Here is a 14,711-nt window from a genome sequence, read left to right on the forward strand (position 1 = left end):
TACACCCAAACAGACGGACAACGCCAATTTTCAATGGTTTTCATCGGTTTTTAACACATTTTCTTTGTCGCGAATCACTTTCCACGCAAATTTAGGCAGCGCCAGCATGCGTCCGAAGCGGGAAGGTTCCTGAAGCAAGCGGTAAAACCACTCCAGCTTAAGCTTTTGAAAAATCTTGGGTGCACGCTTCAGCTTACCGGCCAAAACGTCAAAGCTTCCGCCTACGCCCATTATAACAGGAACGTCCAGGTCCCGCTTGTATTTCGAAATCCAGGGTTCCTGCGTCGAGGATGAACGGCCGACGAGAAGGATGTCCGGCTGCAGCTGCCGAATGCTGTCCACAACCTGCCGGTCTTCCGCTTCTCCGAAATAACCGTCCCTGAAACCGACGATATCAATGAGAGGATAATCACGTGCCAGTTTAGCCGCAGCCGCCTGGATCGTATCCGCAGTCGTGCCTAACAGGTAAACTTTCCATCGGCGCGGCTCTCCCGCTCTCATCAGCTCATGAATGAGGTCGATACCCGGAACGCGTTCGGCGACAGGCTGTCCGACGTAGCCGGCGGCCCAAACCAGTCCGGCGCCATCCGGGACAATCAGCTCCACTCTGCGCATCATCTCCATATAGGCCGGGTCCTCGAGAGCCGACATGATCATAATCGGATTGGCGGTTATGATCTGATGCGGAATACGGGACTCGATCGCTCCCGTCAAGTACGTGACGGTATCCTTCATGTTCATTTTGGAAACGGGAACGCCGTAAATCCGGACAATCGGCACGCTTGCCTTTGCATTAGCAGTCATTGGTCTTCATCCCTCTTAACGGTAAAATTGCATGATTTGTTGCGCCGGCAGCTGCGCCTCTTTTTTAAGCCGGCCGATGGCGGCTTGCTTGTCGTCCGCCCACTCGCGGCGGCCGTCCAGCAGCCGCCCGATTTCGGCGGCTACCGCCGCGGCGTCGAAGCTCTGCGTCGATGCCGCGGCTTTCATTCCGAGCCGGGCGAGGAATTGGTCGATCTTCGGGTCGTAGGACACGCCGACCATGGGCACAAACTGCGAGGCGGCATAGATCAGCGAGTGCAGTCTCATGCCGACGAGCACATCGCAGGCGCTCACCTCGGCGAGCATGTCCTGCGGATGAGTGACGCCGCGCACGATGCGGACGTCGCCGCCTTCTCCCGAGGAAGAGAGACGCTCCGCCACATAGGCGGAAGCTTCCTCGTCCGAAGGGAGATGGAACGGCAGAAGCCGCACCTCAATGCGGCGTCTGTCCATCACGGCGCGCAGCGCCTCGGCGAGCGCGTCCAGCTCGGAGCGGTCCGCGTTCCAGAAGCGGACGGATACGCCCACGACGGGAACGCGGCCGGTTTCGCCGCTCTCATCGGCGGCGGTTCCGGCTTTGCCGGAGGCTGCCTCCCCGCGCAGCGGGAGCCCCATAACCGGGTCCGGCACCACGCTGACCGAAGAGGCCGGTACACCCATGCGCCCGATGAGATCCGCGGATTCCTGGTCGCGGACCGTGATCATGGCGCATTTTTTGAAAGTGGAACGGATCCAGGAAAAGAAGCGCGGATTGTTCACCGGACCGATTCCTTGCGAGTAAATAAAGGTCGGTTTGCGCATCCACTGGGCCAGTTTGAGGACCAGCAGATAATAAGGAATGGTGCGGGAGCTGGTCGCATCCTGCAGCAGACTTCCGCCCCCGCTGATCAGTCCGTCGGACGATTTGATCGCCCGGAACAAATCCGGCACCTTCATCCGGTGGCAGGCCTCCACTCCGTACATCTCCCGTGTACGCCGGGGATTCGCGGATAGAACGACAGGCTCGATGTGGATGCCTGCCGCCTCCCCCTGTTCTTTTAGCGCAAAAAGAATCGATTGCAGAACGGCCTCGTCCCCGCTGTTGTCAAAACCGTAATAGCCCGAAACAACTAACCGTTTGCTCTTGTGCGCGATTTCGCGGCCCATGCTTTCCAACTCCTTGATGCAATTTCCCAGACGGCGATCAGCACGAGTCCGATCATGGCGCCGAATACGATTCCGTACGTAATCCGGATGCCCGAGATCTCAAGCGGCGTGTGCAGATGCGCGAATGTATCCACGATGGACAACTGTCCGACCACACCGATCAGCAGCAAATAAACGGCATTCCGGTATTTGACCGACAGATAAGCTCCAAGCAGGAAGAGCGGGTGCGCCAACATAAATTCTTTATTCCGCGGTCGAACACCCAGCGTATTTTCCAAGAAGGAACGGAGATAACGTTCAATCGCTGAAGTTTGACCTTCATTGCCCGTACGCGACAGGTAGTAGTAGATCACTCCGGCCCCCGCGGCTGCAGCAATTATCCAAAGCACGCTGATGTTAGTGAAAAGAAGCTTCTTTACCCGGTCTCCGCGTTCCCGATAGTTTAAACTTTCCCGGAAGAACAGCAGGTAGAGACCGACGATGGCGATTGGCAGCAGGTGCAGAAGGCTGACGCCGCGGAACTGCTGAAGTACCAAGAAGTACGAAATATGATTGAGCAAACCGACGAGGTAAACGACTCCGATTAAAGAGATCAGTGTCGTTTTAATCAGCAGGCCCAAAGCATAAAGGACTGCCGATTTCGCCTTAGCCGCCCGCCCCGATTGAATGGAGCGGATCGCCTCGATGACTGCGATGCTCGGCGCCGATATCGCACAAGCGAGCGCAAGTCCCTGCGCGTACAGTTCCGGCGATTTAAAGTACAACCCCGCCCCTCCTAACAGGCCGATGATAAACAGCGCCAGTACGGCTTCGGGAATGAAGTAACCGACCAACAGAACAATGAGGCTCACTCCACCGATCAGCGTGAAGATCCGGGCGATATTCTGATAGTTGTTATACTTGTAGTCGAACTGCTTGGCAGGCTCCACTTTGAAACCGGCGTCTTCGATCCTTTTGATCGCCCCGTCCTTGCCGTTCAAGCTCTCGTACAGTCCATCCAGCGGAGTGAGGATCGCTGCCTTGTCCAGATTCTTGACGGCGCGTCCGTTAAGGAAGATCATCCGAATATTCCGGTCTTTAACCGCCAGCACAAACCGGTCCGCCGTTTGTTGAATACGGGCTTCCTGATCCTCTTTGGTCAGATTCTCCGTCAGTTTCTCGCCGTCTTTCTCCGTAAAGGAGTGCAGGCGGACGACGTTATAGTCGGTATCTTTGGCCAAAGAGCCGAAGCCTTTTTGCGGTTGTTTCAACATCTCGATATTGGCCAGGCCCATATCGTACTTTTTGAGCAGAATCCCCATCTTGTGAAGAGTGACCTGTTCAGGATCATCCGAGTATCCCGGGGCATAATCTCCGTCAATGATGATACGACGGGCACCCATTTTGTATAATTTAGCGAGCAGCGCATCCATCTCGTTCGTGACGAATTCACGTTTGTTGCCGAGACGAACCACGATACGGAAACCTTCATCCTTCATCATTTGAAGTGTAATAGGATCCGGGTCCATCGGCTTCATATTGGCTTCTTCCATGTTCATTTCGATAATCATACCCGACTGGTTCTTGAAGCTCCATGGGCTTGTCTTAACACCGAGCTTGCTAAAAGCCGTCTCGATCATCGGTTTAATCTGGGATTCCGATGCCGGGTCGGTGAACAGGATATACGTAAAATTTTCGTTCGGCGAGATCGGCTTTTGCGTAAGAGAAGTCGCATCCTTGGAGGAAAACACTTCAATACGACGGCTCAATCTCAATTCGGAAAGCGTCGATTCGTACACGGCAAGCGATCCGATGCCGGCTTTTTTCATCGCCTGAAGCTGTTCCGATACAAATCCTTGCGGATTCGGCCGCACGTCGGCCATCTCCAATAAGTCACGATAATCAAACACAAACTCCACTTGATTTGCGGACTTCTCCGTCTGTTCGCGGAAGAAGGCAAGCGGCAGGGAAGCCAGAAGGCCAATAATGACAAGCCACCATAAAAGCTTGCGCAGCATCCGGTTTGCCGCAGTATACCTGTGTACCAATCTGTTCAACTCCGTTTCTTGAATCATGCGTCATTTGTACCCGAAAACCTCTCGGCCCCGGCACCGTATGGATGCAGGGGCCTTGGAGAGGTTCGGCTGTTACTTCTCTACCCTGTCCAGAACGAAGCGAACGAGACTATCCAGCTGCTTCGCCGCCTCGTCGCCTGTCGTTCCTTTTACCGCAAAGTAGAATTTGATCTTCGGTTCCGTTCCGGAAGGACGGAGGCAGAACCAGGAGCCGTCTTTGAGCTTGAATTTCAATACATTTTCTTTGGGCAGCCCGTTAATGCCGCGGCTGTAATCTTCCACTTCCGCAACTTCCACGCCTTCAATGGAAGCCGGCGGGTTGTTTCTCCAGTCTTCCATCATCCGGCCGATCTGCTCCACACCGTCTTTGCCCTTTAGCGTCTTGGACTCCAGCTTCTCCAAGAAGAAGCCGTGCTGACGGTAAAGCTCCTGCAGAACGTCGTAAAGCGTCTTGCCCTGACTCTTGTAGTAAGCAGCCGCTTCGCAAATCAGCATGGCCGCTACGACTGCGTCTTTATCCCGGGCATAGGTTCCCGCCAGGTAGCCGTAGCTCTCCTCATACCCGAACAAGAATTGGTGCTCACCGGTCGACTCGAATTCGGTCATTTTCTCCCCGATGTACTTGAATCCCGTCAAGGTGTTCATGACTTTCGCCCCGTAGCTTTCGGCAATAACGGCTCCCATCTCGCTCGTTACGATGGTCTTGATCACAACGCCGTTAGAAGGCAGCTGTCCGCGTTCTTTTAACGAACCCAACAAATAATTGACGATTATAGCGCCCGATTGGTTTCCCGTGAGTACGAAATATTCGCCTTTATCGTCTTTCACAACTGCGCCCATCCGGTCGGCATCCGGGTCCGTTCCCACGATGATGTCGGCGCCCCACTCTTTGGCGTCTCTCAGAGCCAGCGTGAAAGCTTCCCGCTCTTCCGGGTTAGGCGATTTGACCGTAGTAAAATTGCTGTCCGGCTGCTCCTGTTCCTTCACGACGCGCACCTGCTCGAAACCGATGCGCTTCAGGGCTTCGCGGACCGGTTTGTTGCCCGTCCCGTGCAGCGGGGTATATACGATGCGGAAATCCCCGCTCGTTTGCTTAATAACATCGGGATGCTGACTCACGGATGTAACGGCCGCATAGTACTTCTCGTCCATCTCACCGCCCAGCCATTCCAGCAGTTCCTTCTCCTCGGCTTCGGTGCGGGAGATTTTGCGGACGCTGTCAAACCCTTCGATTTTCTGGATGTTCGCAAGCACCTGTTCGGCATCGTGCGGCACAAGTTGGCCACCGTCGGCCCCATATACCTTATACCCGTTATATTCCGGAGGGTTGTGGCTGGCCGTTACAACGATTCCGGCGGAAGCTTTCAGATCGCGAACGGCAAAAGAAAGCTCGGGTGTCGGTCGCAGTGACTCGAACACATAGGCCTTGACTCCGTTGCCCGCAAGGACAAGCGCGGCCTCCAAAGCAAACTCCGGCGACTGATGGCGCGAATCATACGCAATCACAACGGAAGGATGAGCTCCCCCGTTTTTCAAAGCGAATTCCGCAAGTGCCTGCGTAGCTTTTCCTACCGTATATAGGTTCATCCGGTTCGTACCCGCGCCGATTACGCCGCGAAGACCTCCGGTTCCGAATTCAAGATCCTTGTAGAAACGATCTTCGATCTCTTTGTCCTGTCCTGCAATGGATTGAAGCTCTTTTTTCGTTTCTTCGTCGATAGACGGGTCCTGCAACCATTTTTCATAAAGATTCTGTACACGAGTCATCGTTCATCGTCCCCTTATTAAAATGATAGGATCTTTTTTTATCCGGCTAGGCGTTTGCCAGCGCAAACATGATTTCACCTTCGGCTACCAGCTCTTCTCCGACTTTAGCGGTTGCCTGGCCTTTACCTATGGTACCCTTCAAGCGGGTGATTTTCACTTCCAGCGTCAGCGTGTCACCAGGAGTTACCTGTCTGCGGAATCTGAACCCATCCACACCGGCCAGCAGACCGATTTTCCCGCGGTTGGCTTCCACATTCAAAATCGCAAACGCTCCGACCTGTGCGAGTGCCTCCAAGATAAGAACGCCCGGCATAACCGGATAGCCCGGAAAATGTCCCTGGAAAAAAGGTTCGTTCGCCGTTACGTTTTTGAGGCCCACGGCACGGACGCCGTCCTCTACCTCCAAAATACGGTCTACCAGCAAAAAGGGGTAGCGGTGCGGGATAATCTCCTGAATCTGCTTGTTGTCCAACATTGCAATCTTGCTCCTTCCGACGCTTTCCGTTTGTATATTTTGGTTTGAAACAACCCACACTAACCCTATCCCTTCACCGCTGCAGAAGTGAAGGTTGATATAAGGGAGCGTATTTTGCGGCCACCGAAATGGTCGTGGAATATGCTCTTTTTTGCTTCCCTATCCTTTATAAACAATTTTTCAAGGTTCGAACAAGGTCTTTACGACCCTTTTTTTACCGGACTTGCCTCTTCCGTACTTAATCGCCTGGTTTTACGGTTGACCGTATTGAACTGGGCCACGTAAATAATAGAGGTGACGAAAGAAAACAAGATGACGGCCGCCAGATATTCCGTTGCATAAGGAACGTGAAAGAGGATAAGCAGGACAGCCAGGTAATACAGGACCGTCGTCAGCTTGCCCATGGCGTTGGCCGGTAGCGTTTGTTTGCCGCGGAAATGAAAAAAAGCCGACCCTGCGATCATGCCGATATCCCGGATGAAAAAAGCCACTGCGGCCAGCCAGGGAATCATCCCGGAACTGAGCAGGGAGATGATGACCGCGATCATCATCAATTTATCCGCAAGCGGATCGAGCATAATGCCCATCTGGGTAACCAGATTCCGTTTGCGGGCGATATATCCGTCTGCGATATCAGTTATGCCCGCTAGGACGACAACGAGAAAAGCCAGTTTCGTATAGCCTGCATAGAAAATGTACAGATAGACGGGAATTAGAAAAAAACGGCTTATGGTAAGCAGATTCGGTAAATTCAATCGTCTCTCCCTTTCTACGGCTAAAGCTGGAACAGGCGCGATTCCTCTCATTTTCATTGGTTTCCATTATACCGTTTCTCCGGGCAAAAAGAAAACTCCCTTGCGGGAGCCCACGCTCAGTCTGCAAACACCAAATCGAAGAGATGTTTCCAGGTGCTGATTCTGAATATGTCTAAAGTCGGCTGACCGCCGATTCCTGAATACCCGATCCAAAGCCCGACAATCAAGGCTCCCAAAAAAATGAGCGGAAGGCGCAGTTTCTTCAAGACGCGAAGCGCCCCGGCGGATTTTGAAATCCCTCCCGGTTTGCCCGTGTCCGGTTCTTTAGCCCGCGTAGATGATGCTGTTTCCGTCTCCTTGCTCTCTTCTTCCATGGACACGAGAATCGCCCCTCCTTCACGCATTAGCCGCGCAAGTTGTTAGCGAGCCCCATCATCGTATCCGCCGAGGAAATTGCTCTTGAATTCAATTGGAAAGCACGCTGGATCATGACAAGCTCGGACATTTCCTGCTGCAGATCCACGTTGGACTGCTCCAGGAATCCTTGCTTGACAGTCACGCCGTCCGTATTGGCCGCGAAAACGTTGTTCTGTGCCACGTTCGCCGGAAGGCGGAAGTAGTTGCCGTCGGCTTCGCCGAGCAGCTGCGGATTAATGACTTTGACAAGCTTAATCTGGCCGACTTGTCTGCCCGCACTCGCCGGGTTGGCTTCGTTGTAAACCACTACCCGCCCCTGCTCGTCCACGCGGACGCGGCTGTTCTGCAGGGTCGGATCGGCCGGATCGATCGCGATCTCAATCGGCTGATTGCTGGCCGTGTCCTTTACGAAGTAACCGTCTTTGGTGGCTAGCCCCATGGCTTTGGTCACATTGCCCGTAGCCGGGTCCACTTTGTTGTACGCGCTGAGTTTAAGAGCCCCGTCACGGGTCCAAGCCGGTGTGTTGGAACCGGGAATGGTCACCTCGAACAGACCGTCCCCTTCGATAGCCAGATCGTACGGCTCATCCGTCGGTTTCAGGCTTCCCTGCGTCATAATATTCTGCAGGCCGACCAGCTTGGCGCCCCAGCCTTGAGGAATCCCGAGAGAAGTCATCCGTCCGGTTTTCATAAAACCTTGCGGCTGATTCATGGTGTTCGTCAGTACATTCTCGAAGCTGGCTTCCTTCTTCTTGTATCCGACGGTATTGACGTTCGCCATGTTGTTCGCCAGTACATCCAACTTCTGCTGCAGGCCTTGCATCGTGACCGATGCGTTAATAATCGAGTTGTTCATTGTGATCTCCTCCAAGCTTTCCGGAGAAAGCCGCTTCGAAAGCATTCCCCGAGAGGGATTTTATCGTGCCCACTGCTTATACCCGGCCCACGTCATTTACTAGCTTGTCCATACTGCGGTCATAGAATTGGACCATCTTCTGGTTGGCTTCATAGGCACGGGCTGCCGTCGTCATATCGACCATCGCTTGAGTCGGATCCACGTTGGAGCGTTCCACGAAACCCTTGCGGACCTCAACTTGATCTCCTGCCGCCAGCGCCACAACTTGTCCTTCATCATTCGCGCCGACCGTGAAAAGCCCGTTGCCCTCCGGAAGAAGCACATTCGGATTCTGGACTTTCATCACGAGCGGAATCGGCGGATTGGCCGGATCGTAACGGACTGTCTGGCCGTTAGCCGCCACAAGACGATAACCGTCCGCATTGGCAACGAAGCCTTCCGCATCCACCGTGAACTTGCCGTTGCGCGTATAGTGGCGTTCGCCCGCAACTTGCGGATTCTCGACCACAAACAACGCTTCCGGCTGGTAAACGACCGTGCCGTCCGGGCCTACAGCCTTGCCGCCGTTGTCGAACTTCAAGCCGTTTACCTGAATATCGGAAACAAGCGCATAATCAAGCGGATTTCCCGTTTGCTGAAGCGGACCCTGCGCCATGAGTCTGGCGGTTTCCTCGGCAAATACGCCCGTATTCATTCTGCCCACATTCACCACGGTTCCGTCCCCGGCTTCTCCCCCGCGAATACGCGAGATAAGAACTTCCGGAAAGGAACGTGCCGATGTGGTTTCCTGTTTGAAGCCCGGTGTATTGAGATTGGCGATGTTGTTCGTTACGGTATCGTGTTTCCGCTGCTGCATGGTCAAGCCGGATGCCGCCGTGTATAATCCCCTAAGCATGAGTCACCTCTATACGAATTTTCGTTTGGTCACCTTGTCCAGGTTGTCGAGCATAATGCCCGTACCCTTGACGACGCAGTGCATCGGGTCTTCCGCAATCAGAACGGGAACCTTGAGCTCGTCCGCCAGAAGCTGATCCAGACCGTGAAGCATGGCACCGCCACCTGTCAAAATAACCCCTCTATCTATTATATCGGCAGAAAGTTCCGGAGGTGTACGTTCCAATACACTTTTTGCGGCAGTTACGATAGAAGAAATCGGATCCCACAGTGCTTCCTGCACTTCACTGGAACGAATCGTGATCGTCAAAGGAAGACCGGATACCATGTCCCGGCCGCGGATATCCATTTCATTCCGGGTACTGTCGGCTTGTACCGTACCGATTTTGACCTTGATGTCCTCGGAGGTGCGTTCGCCGATCAGCAATTTGTATTTGTTCTTGATGTACTTGGTAATCGCCGTATCAAATTTATCGCCGGCGATCTTAATGGAGGAAGAGGTGACGACATCACCCATGGATAAAACGGCCACGTCCGTCGTCCCTCCACCGATATCAACGACCATATTGCCGCTCGGCTGGTAAATATCCATTCCGGCGCCGATTGCAGCGGCTTTCGGTTCTTCTTCCATAAACACTTCGCGTGCGCCGCTGCGTTCAGCCGCTTCCCGAATTGCTTTTTGTTCCACAGAGGTAATGTTGGTAGGCGCACAGATGAGGATGCGAGGATGTGAGTACCAGCTTTTGCCCCCAACTTTGGAAATAAAATGTTTCAACATCGCTTCAGTAATTTCAAAATCGGCGATTACACCTTCGCGGAGCGGGCGAATAGCCACGATGTTACCGGGCGTACGCCCTACCATTCTCCTGGCTTCTTCACCGACCGCTAGAACGCGTTTTGTATCGCTTTCGATCGCCACAACCGAGGGCTCATCGAGCACTACGCCGCGTCCTTTCACATGAATCAAGACGTTCGCAGTGCCCAAATCGATTCCGATATCCTTACTTAACATGAAAAATAATCCTCCCTAAACTAACCGTCCATCCCCATAAACTGAAGCGGTGCTTCGAATAGTATACATATTTTTCATTATAAGCTAATTTCGCAGAAAAAAACAGAAATTCCTCTTTTTTCGGGACAATTTCGACAATTTTCCGGAAGGAAGGGCGGGCTTGGGAGTCAGGATTTAACCGTAACAAGCGGTTCAGCGGATTTGACAGGTTTAGTCTTGCGGTATTTGATTTTGGTCGCTTCCCCTCCCCTAAGATGGCGGATCGATTTGTGGTATTCGAGGATCGTTTTGACCTGATTGGCCAGCTCCGGGTTGATTTCCGGCAGTCTCTCCGTCAAATCCTTGTGCACCGTGCTTTTGGAAACGCCAAACTCCTTCGCTATGGTGCGAACCGTATTTCTCGTCTCAACGATGCAAGTTCCGATCTTAATGGTTCGCTCTTTGATGTAATCGTGCACTCCCCTCGCCTCCCTACTCGGATAGTTTGGTACATTATATGAGGGGTAGGGCCTAATATTCTTTGTTTCCGCCGCTGACAAGCTATTTCCGTCCAATTATTTTGACGGACAAGGCGAAAGCTCGTCCCCCGGACGTTGTCCATATGCAGGCAAAAAAAGACGGATAGGGTTTTCCCCATCCGCCGATATGGTAAAGATTTATTGCGGTTTGAATTCCGGAAGCAGCTGCTCCGGCAGCTCGGCCGTCCCGTCTTCCGCCTTGCGCACTTCAAAGTGAAGGTGGACGCCTTGGTCCTTCTCCAGCTCGTTGCGGCCGGCCTGTGCGATTACATCACCTTGTTTAACGGCGGCGCCTTTGGCTACTTTCACTTCCCCAAGGCTTTGATAAACCGTTACAAGCCCGTTGTCGTGCGTAATCTCGACCAGATTGCCTACGACCGGATTTTTGTCCACCGCGGTTACTTTACCGCTGAGGGCCGCGCTTACATCAAACGCCTGCTTGTCTGCACGGACAAGATCTACACCCACGTGAGGGGTGATCGTGTCTCCGTATTCGATCATCGCCGCTTGCTTAGCTTCATTGCTGCCTTTGCTGTCGTAGGACGGAAGCGAAATCGTTACTTGGCTGCGGTCTTTTACCGGCCATTGAATGCTTTCGGCTTTGGCACCTACGGGAACGGCATTGTCTTTGTTAGCCGTCTCACCAGCAGGTTTATCGGATTGAACGGAATCGGCCGGCGTATTCGTTGCGACCGGTTTCTTAACCGCATCCTGATATACCCACATTAAGGTTAAGATAATTGCCGCTGCCGCTACATAAGTTGCCGGGAAAACCCACTTTTTGGCCAAAAATCTCTTCCATGCGGAGTTAGGGACATTTCCTGCTCCCGTTACAGTTTGGGGAGCTTCTTCCTTGTTCTGAAACTCTTGTTTACCATCTCTCATATGGTTATCACCTCAATAACCATTGTTGACACGTTTGAGAGTTTTATACATTTGCCCTAAAGAAATTCTAGCAGGTCTTATTTTTGAATTTTCTTGTTCAGTAGAGTGGAAGCGGAAGTCAGCTTTGCGCCGGGATAGTAATAAGAGGCGATTTCCGCGGCTTTCTTCCCTTCTTGGGCCATTCCGTTCGCTCCCCACTGGCTCATTCCGACTCCATGTCCGTACCCTTTTACCGTAAACGTCCAATCCGTTCCGCTCAAAGCCGCTTCAAAATCGGTAGAGTTGAGACCCAGTTTCTCTCTTATTTCTTTTCCCGTAAATGCTTTGCCCGCTATCATGGCGGTCTTAACCCGTTTGGACTCCGTCCGTTCCAGCACTTTTATGCTGCCCGAATTCAAGGACGATGAAGCCGGAAGCCCCATTTTTTGAAGAATGTCTTTATAAGAAAGGGTTATGGTTTGTTTGAATTTGGGTGAAAGCTTCTCATCCCACGGGCTGCTCACCGATTTCAAATAAGGAACATCGGATCCCCATACATTGCGGACATCCTCTGTATACCCGTTGGAGGTGGAGAAAAATGTAGCCTGAATCGGCTTCCCCTCGTAGGTAAGAATGAGATCGGCCGTAGCCTTTACGGCGGCGTCGATCTTCTTGCTGTTCGACTCGTACGCCTTGCCTGTCCACTGTTTCTGAAGCTGGTCATCGGTCAGGTAGGCCTGATGCTGAATCGTGTCCGTGACCCATGCTTCCTTGACGGGGACGTTGCTGAAATCTCCCGTTAAAATCCGGCGTACGATATAAGTACGCGCCGCAATCGCCTGAACTTTAAGAGCCTCTTCCGAAAACTCCGCAGGCATCTCCGCCGCCACAACTCCTTTCACATACTGCTCCAGACTCACCGTCTGAATCTGCTTCTGCTTGGAAAGGTAGACCGGAACCATAACCATGCCGGCGGATGAAGAGACTGCTTCGGTGTCATGAGGATCCGCAAAAGTGCCGGTTTGCTGTTTGACGACCACGGCGGGAAGCAAAACGGTGACCAGCAGCAAACCCGAAACCGCCATGCCCGTCCAAAGCAGTGCCGGCATTTTGAGCTTTGAACGTCTCTTAAACTTCATAGATGGCCTCCGTAAATGTTCCGTTCCGTCTTTAGGATCAAGAAGGATAGCAGGGAGCGGCCCTTAAGGAATCGCTGCTCCAAATCCGCTGTCAGCAGATGCTTCAACCGTCCTCTCTCTGCGGAACGGGATTACTCTCATCTTATGAAGGTATTTACTAGATTAGAACGAAAAAACCGGCCCTCCGATAGGAGAGCCGGCTTTCCTTATATCTGATTGGATCCGTTAGCGGATCACGAAAGTACGGTGCTTAAGCCCAGGTAGGCTGAACGGCGAACAGTCCGATTTCTTGCGGTTTCTCCTGCTCTTCTTCCTGCGGGACGACCCGTTGAATATCGGCACCCACTGAACGGAGCGCGGAGGCAATATCCACGTATCCCCGGTCGATATGGTGAAGTCCGGTAATCTCGGTCTCTCCCTCGGCTACAAGAGCGGCCAGAATCAAAGCGGCACCCGCGCGGAGGTCGGTCGCACAAACTTTGGCGCCCTTAAGCTTATTGCTGCCGCTCACGACAGCCGTACGGCCGTCGACTTTAATCGAGGCATTCATGAGCATAAATTCGTCCACGTGCATGAACCGGTTCTCGAATACCGTCTCGGTAACCAGGCTCGTGCCGTCCGCAACCAGCTGGAGCGCCATCATCTGAGACTGCATATCCGTCGGGAAGCCGGGATACGGCAGTGTCTTGATGTCGGCCGCGCGCAAAGGTTTGTCGGCACGGACGAGAATTCCGTTCTCGTCCTCTTCCACGTGTACGCCCATTTCCTGCAGCTTCGAAATCACAGGGCGCAGGTGATCGCCGATGGCGCCCTCCACATACAGTTCACTGCGTGTAATCGCAGCGGCGATCATATAAGTACCCGCTTCGATACGGTCCGGTATGACGCTATGTACCGCGCCCTTCATTTTTTCCACGCCTTCAATGCGGATGACACCCGTTCCGGCACCCCGGACAACTGCGCCCATCGCATTCAAGTAGTTGGCCAGGTCGACGATTTCGGGCTCTTTCGCCGCGTTTTCAATAATCGTCGTGCCCTCGGCCAGAGTAGCGGCCATCATGATGTTCTCGGTCGCGCCCACACTGGCGACGTCGAGATAGATCTTCGCGCCTTTGAGACGTTTCTCTACCCTGGCTTCGATGTAGCCTTGACCCAGCTCGATCTCCGCTCCCATGGCTTCAAAGCCTTTCAGGTGCTGGTCGATCGGGCGCGTGCCGATAGCGCATCCCCCCGGAAGGGAGATACGGGCTTTGCCCAGGCGGGCCAAAAGTGGTCCCATCACGAGAAAAGAAGCCCGCATTTTACGAACGAGCTCGTAAGAAGCCTCGCACGTCTCGATCGCTTGAGCGTTTACTTTCACGCTGTGATTATGATAGCTGAGCTGCAGGCCCAGGCTTCTAAGTACTTTATTAATTACAAGTACATCGTCAAGCGGAGGAGCGTCATGTATGACACTTTCTCCTTCCGCAGCCAAAATTGATGCCGCAATGATAGGCAGTACAGCGTTTTTGGCGCCGTTAACTTTAATCTTGCCGGCTAATTTACGGCCACCGCGGACGATAATTTTGCTCATCTCGGTCCCTCCGCGTCTTAATTTATCGTTCTAAATCGGGTAAAACGTGACTGTCGGTCTATGTCGTCATGAACACACCATTCATACAGTTCGGAATGGGGTCTGGGTTTGGCACCGTTGTACTACCATTGTTTACAAGTCTAAGCGATGTTATTCGACAAAATGTCAAAAAATTCCGTTTAATCCTACAGACCATTCCAGATACTTCAAGAAAAAACTGGCTACCAGGTAACCGAGTCCGATGGACATAAACACTTGCAGCATCTTGGCTGCGGGACTTCGCGGCTGCTTCAGCAGCACGTCGAACCGGAACTGCTGGAGCGCCCACCACGACAGTCCCACGGCGACTAAATATACGACAATATTGATTAGGGGCATTTGCGGAACAACAGTTGTCAGTTCTTCCATATTCGACATGT

General features: G+C 53.0%; 15 protein-coding genes. All 15 read right to left on the minus strand.

Going from position 1 to position 14,711, the window contains the following annotated elements:
* Nucleotides 1–30: 30 nt before the first annotated feature.
* The 15 genes from ACI48J_RS25995 to ACI48J_RS26065 all read right to left on the minus strand — a co-directional run bounded on the left by ACI48J_RS25995 (nucleotide 31) and on the right by ACI48J_RS26065 (nucleotide 14,709).
* Nucleotides 31–804 carry a WecB/TagA/CpsF family glycosyltransferase gene (locus ACI48J_RS25995; RefSeq protein WP_405080892.1) on the minus strand — a complete coding sequence of 258 codons (774 nt, stop codon included), beginning with the start codon at nucleotides 802–804 and terminating at the stop codon, nucleotides 31–33.
* A gap of 15 nt (nucleotides 805–819) precedes the next feature.
* Nucleotides 820–1,968: a polysaccharide pyruvyl transferase CsaB gene (gene csaB / locus ACI48J_RS26000; protein ID WP_405080894.1), complete on the minus strand. Its 1,149-nt coding sequence runs from the start codon at nucleotides 1,966–1,968 to the stop codon at nucleotides 820–822.
* Entirely contained in the window at nucleotides 1,932–3,995 is a 2,064-nt protein-coding gene (locus tag ACI48J_RS26005) for a DUF5693 family protein (RefSeq protein ID WP_405080895.1), read from the minus strand. Before ACI48J_RS26005 ends, csaB begins: the two co-directional genes overlap by 37 nt.
* A gap of 99 nt (nucleotides 3,996–4,094) precedes the next feature.
* Nucleotides 4,095–5,789 (minus strand): phospho-sugar mutase, encoded by a 1,695-nt coding sequence (locus ACI48J_RS26010; RefSeq protein ID WP_405080897.1) that lies wholly within the window; start codon nucleotides 5,787–5,789, stop codon nucleotides 4,095–4,097.
* Nucleotides 5,790–5,835: 46 nt separating this feature from the next.
* The gene (fabZ, locus tag ACI48J_RS26015) at nucleotides 5,836–6,264 is read right to left on the minus strand and encodes a 3-hydroxyacyl-ACP dehydratase FabZ (RefSeq protein WP_009677001.1); all 429 of its coding nucleotides are present in this window, start codon (nucleotides 6,262–6,264) and stop codon (nucleotides 5,836–5,838) included.
* Nucleotides 6,265–6,464: 200 nt separating this feature from the next.
* Nucleotides 6,465–7,019, minus strand: a complete 555-nt coding sequence (locus tag ACI48J_RS26020; RefSeq protein ID WP_326050637.1) for a CDP-alcohol phosphatidyltransferase family protein — start codon at nucleotides 7,017–7,019, stop codon at nucleotides 6,465–6,467.
* Between the two features lie 116 nt (nucleotides 7,020–7,135).
* Nucleotides 7,136–7,393 carry a DNA-directed RNA polymerase subunit beta gene (locus ACI48J_RS26025; protein ID WP_405083288.1) on the minus strand — a complete coding sequence of 86 codons (258 nt, stop codon included), beginning with the start codon at nucleotides 7,391–7,393 and terminating at the stop codon, nucleotides 7,136–7,138.
* A gap of 29 nt (nucleotides 7,394–7,422) precedes the next feature.
* A complete protein-coding gene (locus ACI48J_RS26030) occupies nucleotides 7,423–8,292 on the minus strand; it encodes a flagellar hook-basal body protein (protein ID WP_405080898.1) in 870 nt (289 codons plus the stop codon).
* A 76-nt stretch (nucleotides 8,293–8,368) separates the two neighbouring features.
* Nucleotides 8,369–9,187: a flagellar hook-basal body protein gene (locus ACI48J_RS26035; RefSeq protein WP_009677055.1), complete on the minus strand. Its 819-nt coding sequence runs from the start codon at nucleotides 9,185–9,187 to the stop codon at nucleotides 8,369–8,371.
* Between the two features lie 9 nt (nucleotides 9,188–9,196).
* Nucleotides 9,197–10,198: a rod shape-determining protein gene (locus tag ACI48J_RS26040; RefSeq protein WP_326050633.1), complete on the minus strand. Its 1,002-nt coding sequence runs from the start codon at nucleotides 10,196–10,198 to the stop codon at nucleotides 9,197–9,199.
* Nucleotides 10,199–10,365: 167 nt separating this feature from the next.
* Nucleotides 10,366–10,656, minus strand: coding sequence for a sporulation transcriptional regulator SpoIIID (gene spoIIID, locus ACI48J_RS26045; RefSeq protein ID WP_009676986.1), 291 nt, complete (start codon nucleotides 10,654–10,656; stop codon nucleotides 10,366–10,368).
* Nucleotides 10,657–10,854: 198 nt separating this feature from the next.
* Nucleotides 10,855–11,601: a M23 family metallopeptidase gene (locus tag ACI48J_RS26050; RefSeq protein ID WP_326050627.1), complete on the minus strand. Its 747-nt coding sequence runs from the start codon at nucleotides 11,599–11,601 to the stop codon at nucleotides 10,855–10,857.
* Between the two features lie 77 nt (nucleotides 11,602–11,678).
* Nucleotides 11,679–12,719 (minus strand): stage II sporulation protein D, encoded by a 1,041-nt coding sequence (gene spoIID / locus ACI48J_RS26055; protein WP_405080900.1) that lies wholly within the window; start codon nucleotides 12,717–12,719, stop codon nucleotides 11,679–11,681.
* Nucleotides 12,720–12,969: 250 nt separating this feature from the next.
* Entirely contained in the window at nucleotides 12,970–14,292 is a 1,323-nt protein-coding gene (murA, locus tag ACI48J_RS26060) for a UDP-N-acetylglucosamine 1-carboxyvinyltransferase (protein ID WP_326050624.1), read from the minus strand.
* Nucleotides 14,293–14,457: 165 nt separating this feature from the next.
* The gene (locus tag ACI48J_RS26065; RefSeq protein WP_042233847.1) at nucleotides 14,458–14,709 is read right to left on the minus strand and encodes a DUF1146 family protein; all 252 of its coding nucleotides are present in this window, start codon (nucleotides 14,707–14,709) and stop codon (nucleotides 14,458–14,460) included.
* Between the last annotated feature and the right edge of the window lie 2 nt (nucleotides 14,710–14,711).

Source organism: Paenibacillus chitinolyticus (assembly GCF_045038035.1).
Lineage (GTDB): Bacteria > Bacillota > Bacilli > Paenibacillales > NBRC-103111 > Paenibacillus_F > Paenibacillus_F chitinolyticus_A.

Bases quoted from the DNA above. Each gene is read 5' to 3' on its own strand.
- ACI48J_RS25995 (WP_405080892.1), bottom strand. From the start codon at position 804: ATGACTGCTAATGCAAAGGCAAGCGTGCCGATTGTCCGGATTTACGGC.
- csaB (WP_405080894.1), bottom strand. From the start codon at position 1,968: ATGGGCCGCGAAATCGCGCACAAGAGCAAACGGTTAGTTGTTTCGGGC.
- ACI48J_RS26010 (WP_405080897.1), bottom strand. From the start codon at position 5,789: ATGACTCGTGTACAGAATCTTTATGAAAAATGGTTGCAGGACCCGTCT.
- fabZ (WP_009677001.1), bottom strand. From the start codon at position 6,264: ATGTTGGACAACAAGCAGATTCAGGAGATTATCCCGCACCGCTACCCC.
- ACI48J_RS26025 (WP_405083288.1), bottom strand. From the start codon at position 7,393: ATGGAAGAAGAGAGCAAGGAGACGGAAACAGCATCATCTACGCGGGCT.
- ACI48J_RS26030 (WP_405080898.1), bottom strand. From the start codon at position 8,292: ATGAACAACTCGATTATTAACGCATCGGTCACGATGCAAGGCCTGCAG.
- ACI48J_RS26035 (WP_009677055.1), bottom strand. From the start codon at position 9,187: ATGCTTAGGGGATTATACACGGCGGCATCCGGCTTGACCATGCAGCAG.
- ACI48J_RS26040 (WP_326050633.1), bottom strand. From the start codon at position 10,198: ATGTTAAGTAAGGATATCGGAATCGATTTGGGCACTGCGAACGTCTTG.
- ACI48J_RS26050 (WP_326050627.1), bottom strand. From the start codon at position 11,601: ATGAGAGATGGTAAACAAGAGTTTCAGAACAAGGAAGAAGCTCCCCAA.
- spoIID (WP_405080900.1), bottom strand. From the start codon at position 12,719: ATGAAGTTTAAGAGACGTTCAAAGCTCAAAATGCCGGCACTGCTTTGG.
- murA (WP_326050624.1), bottom strand. From the start codon at position 14,292: ATGAGCAAAATTATCGTCCGCGGTGGCCGTAAATTAGCCGGCAAGATT.
- ACI48J_RS26065 (WP_042233847.1), bottom strand. From the start codon at position 14,709: ATGTCGAATATGGAAGAACTGACAACTGTTGTTCCGCAAATGCCCCTA.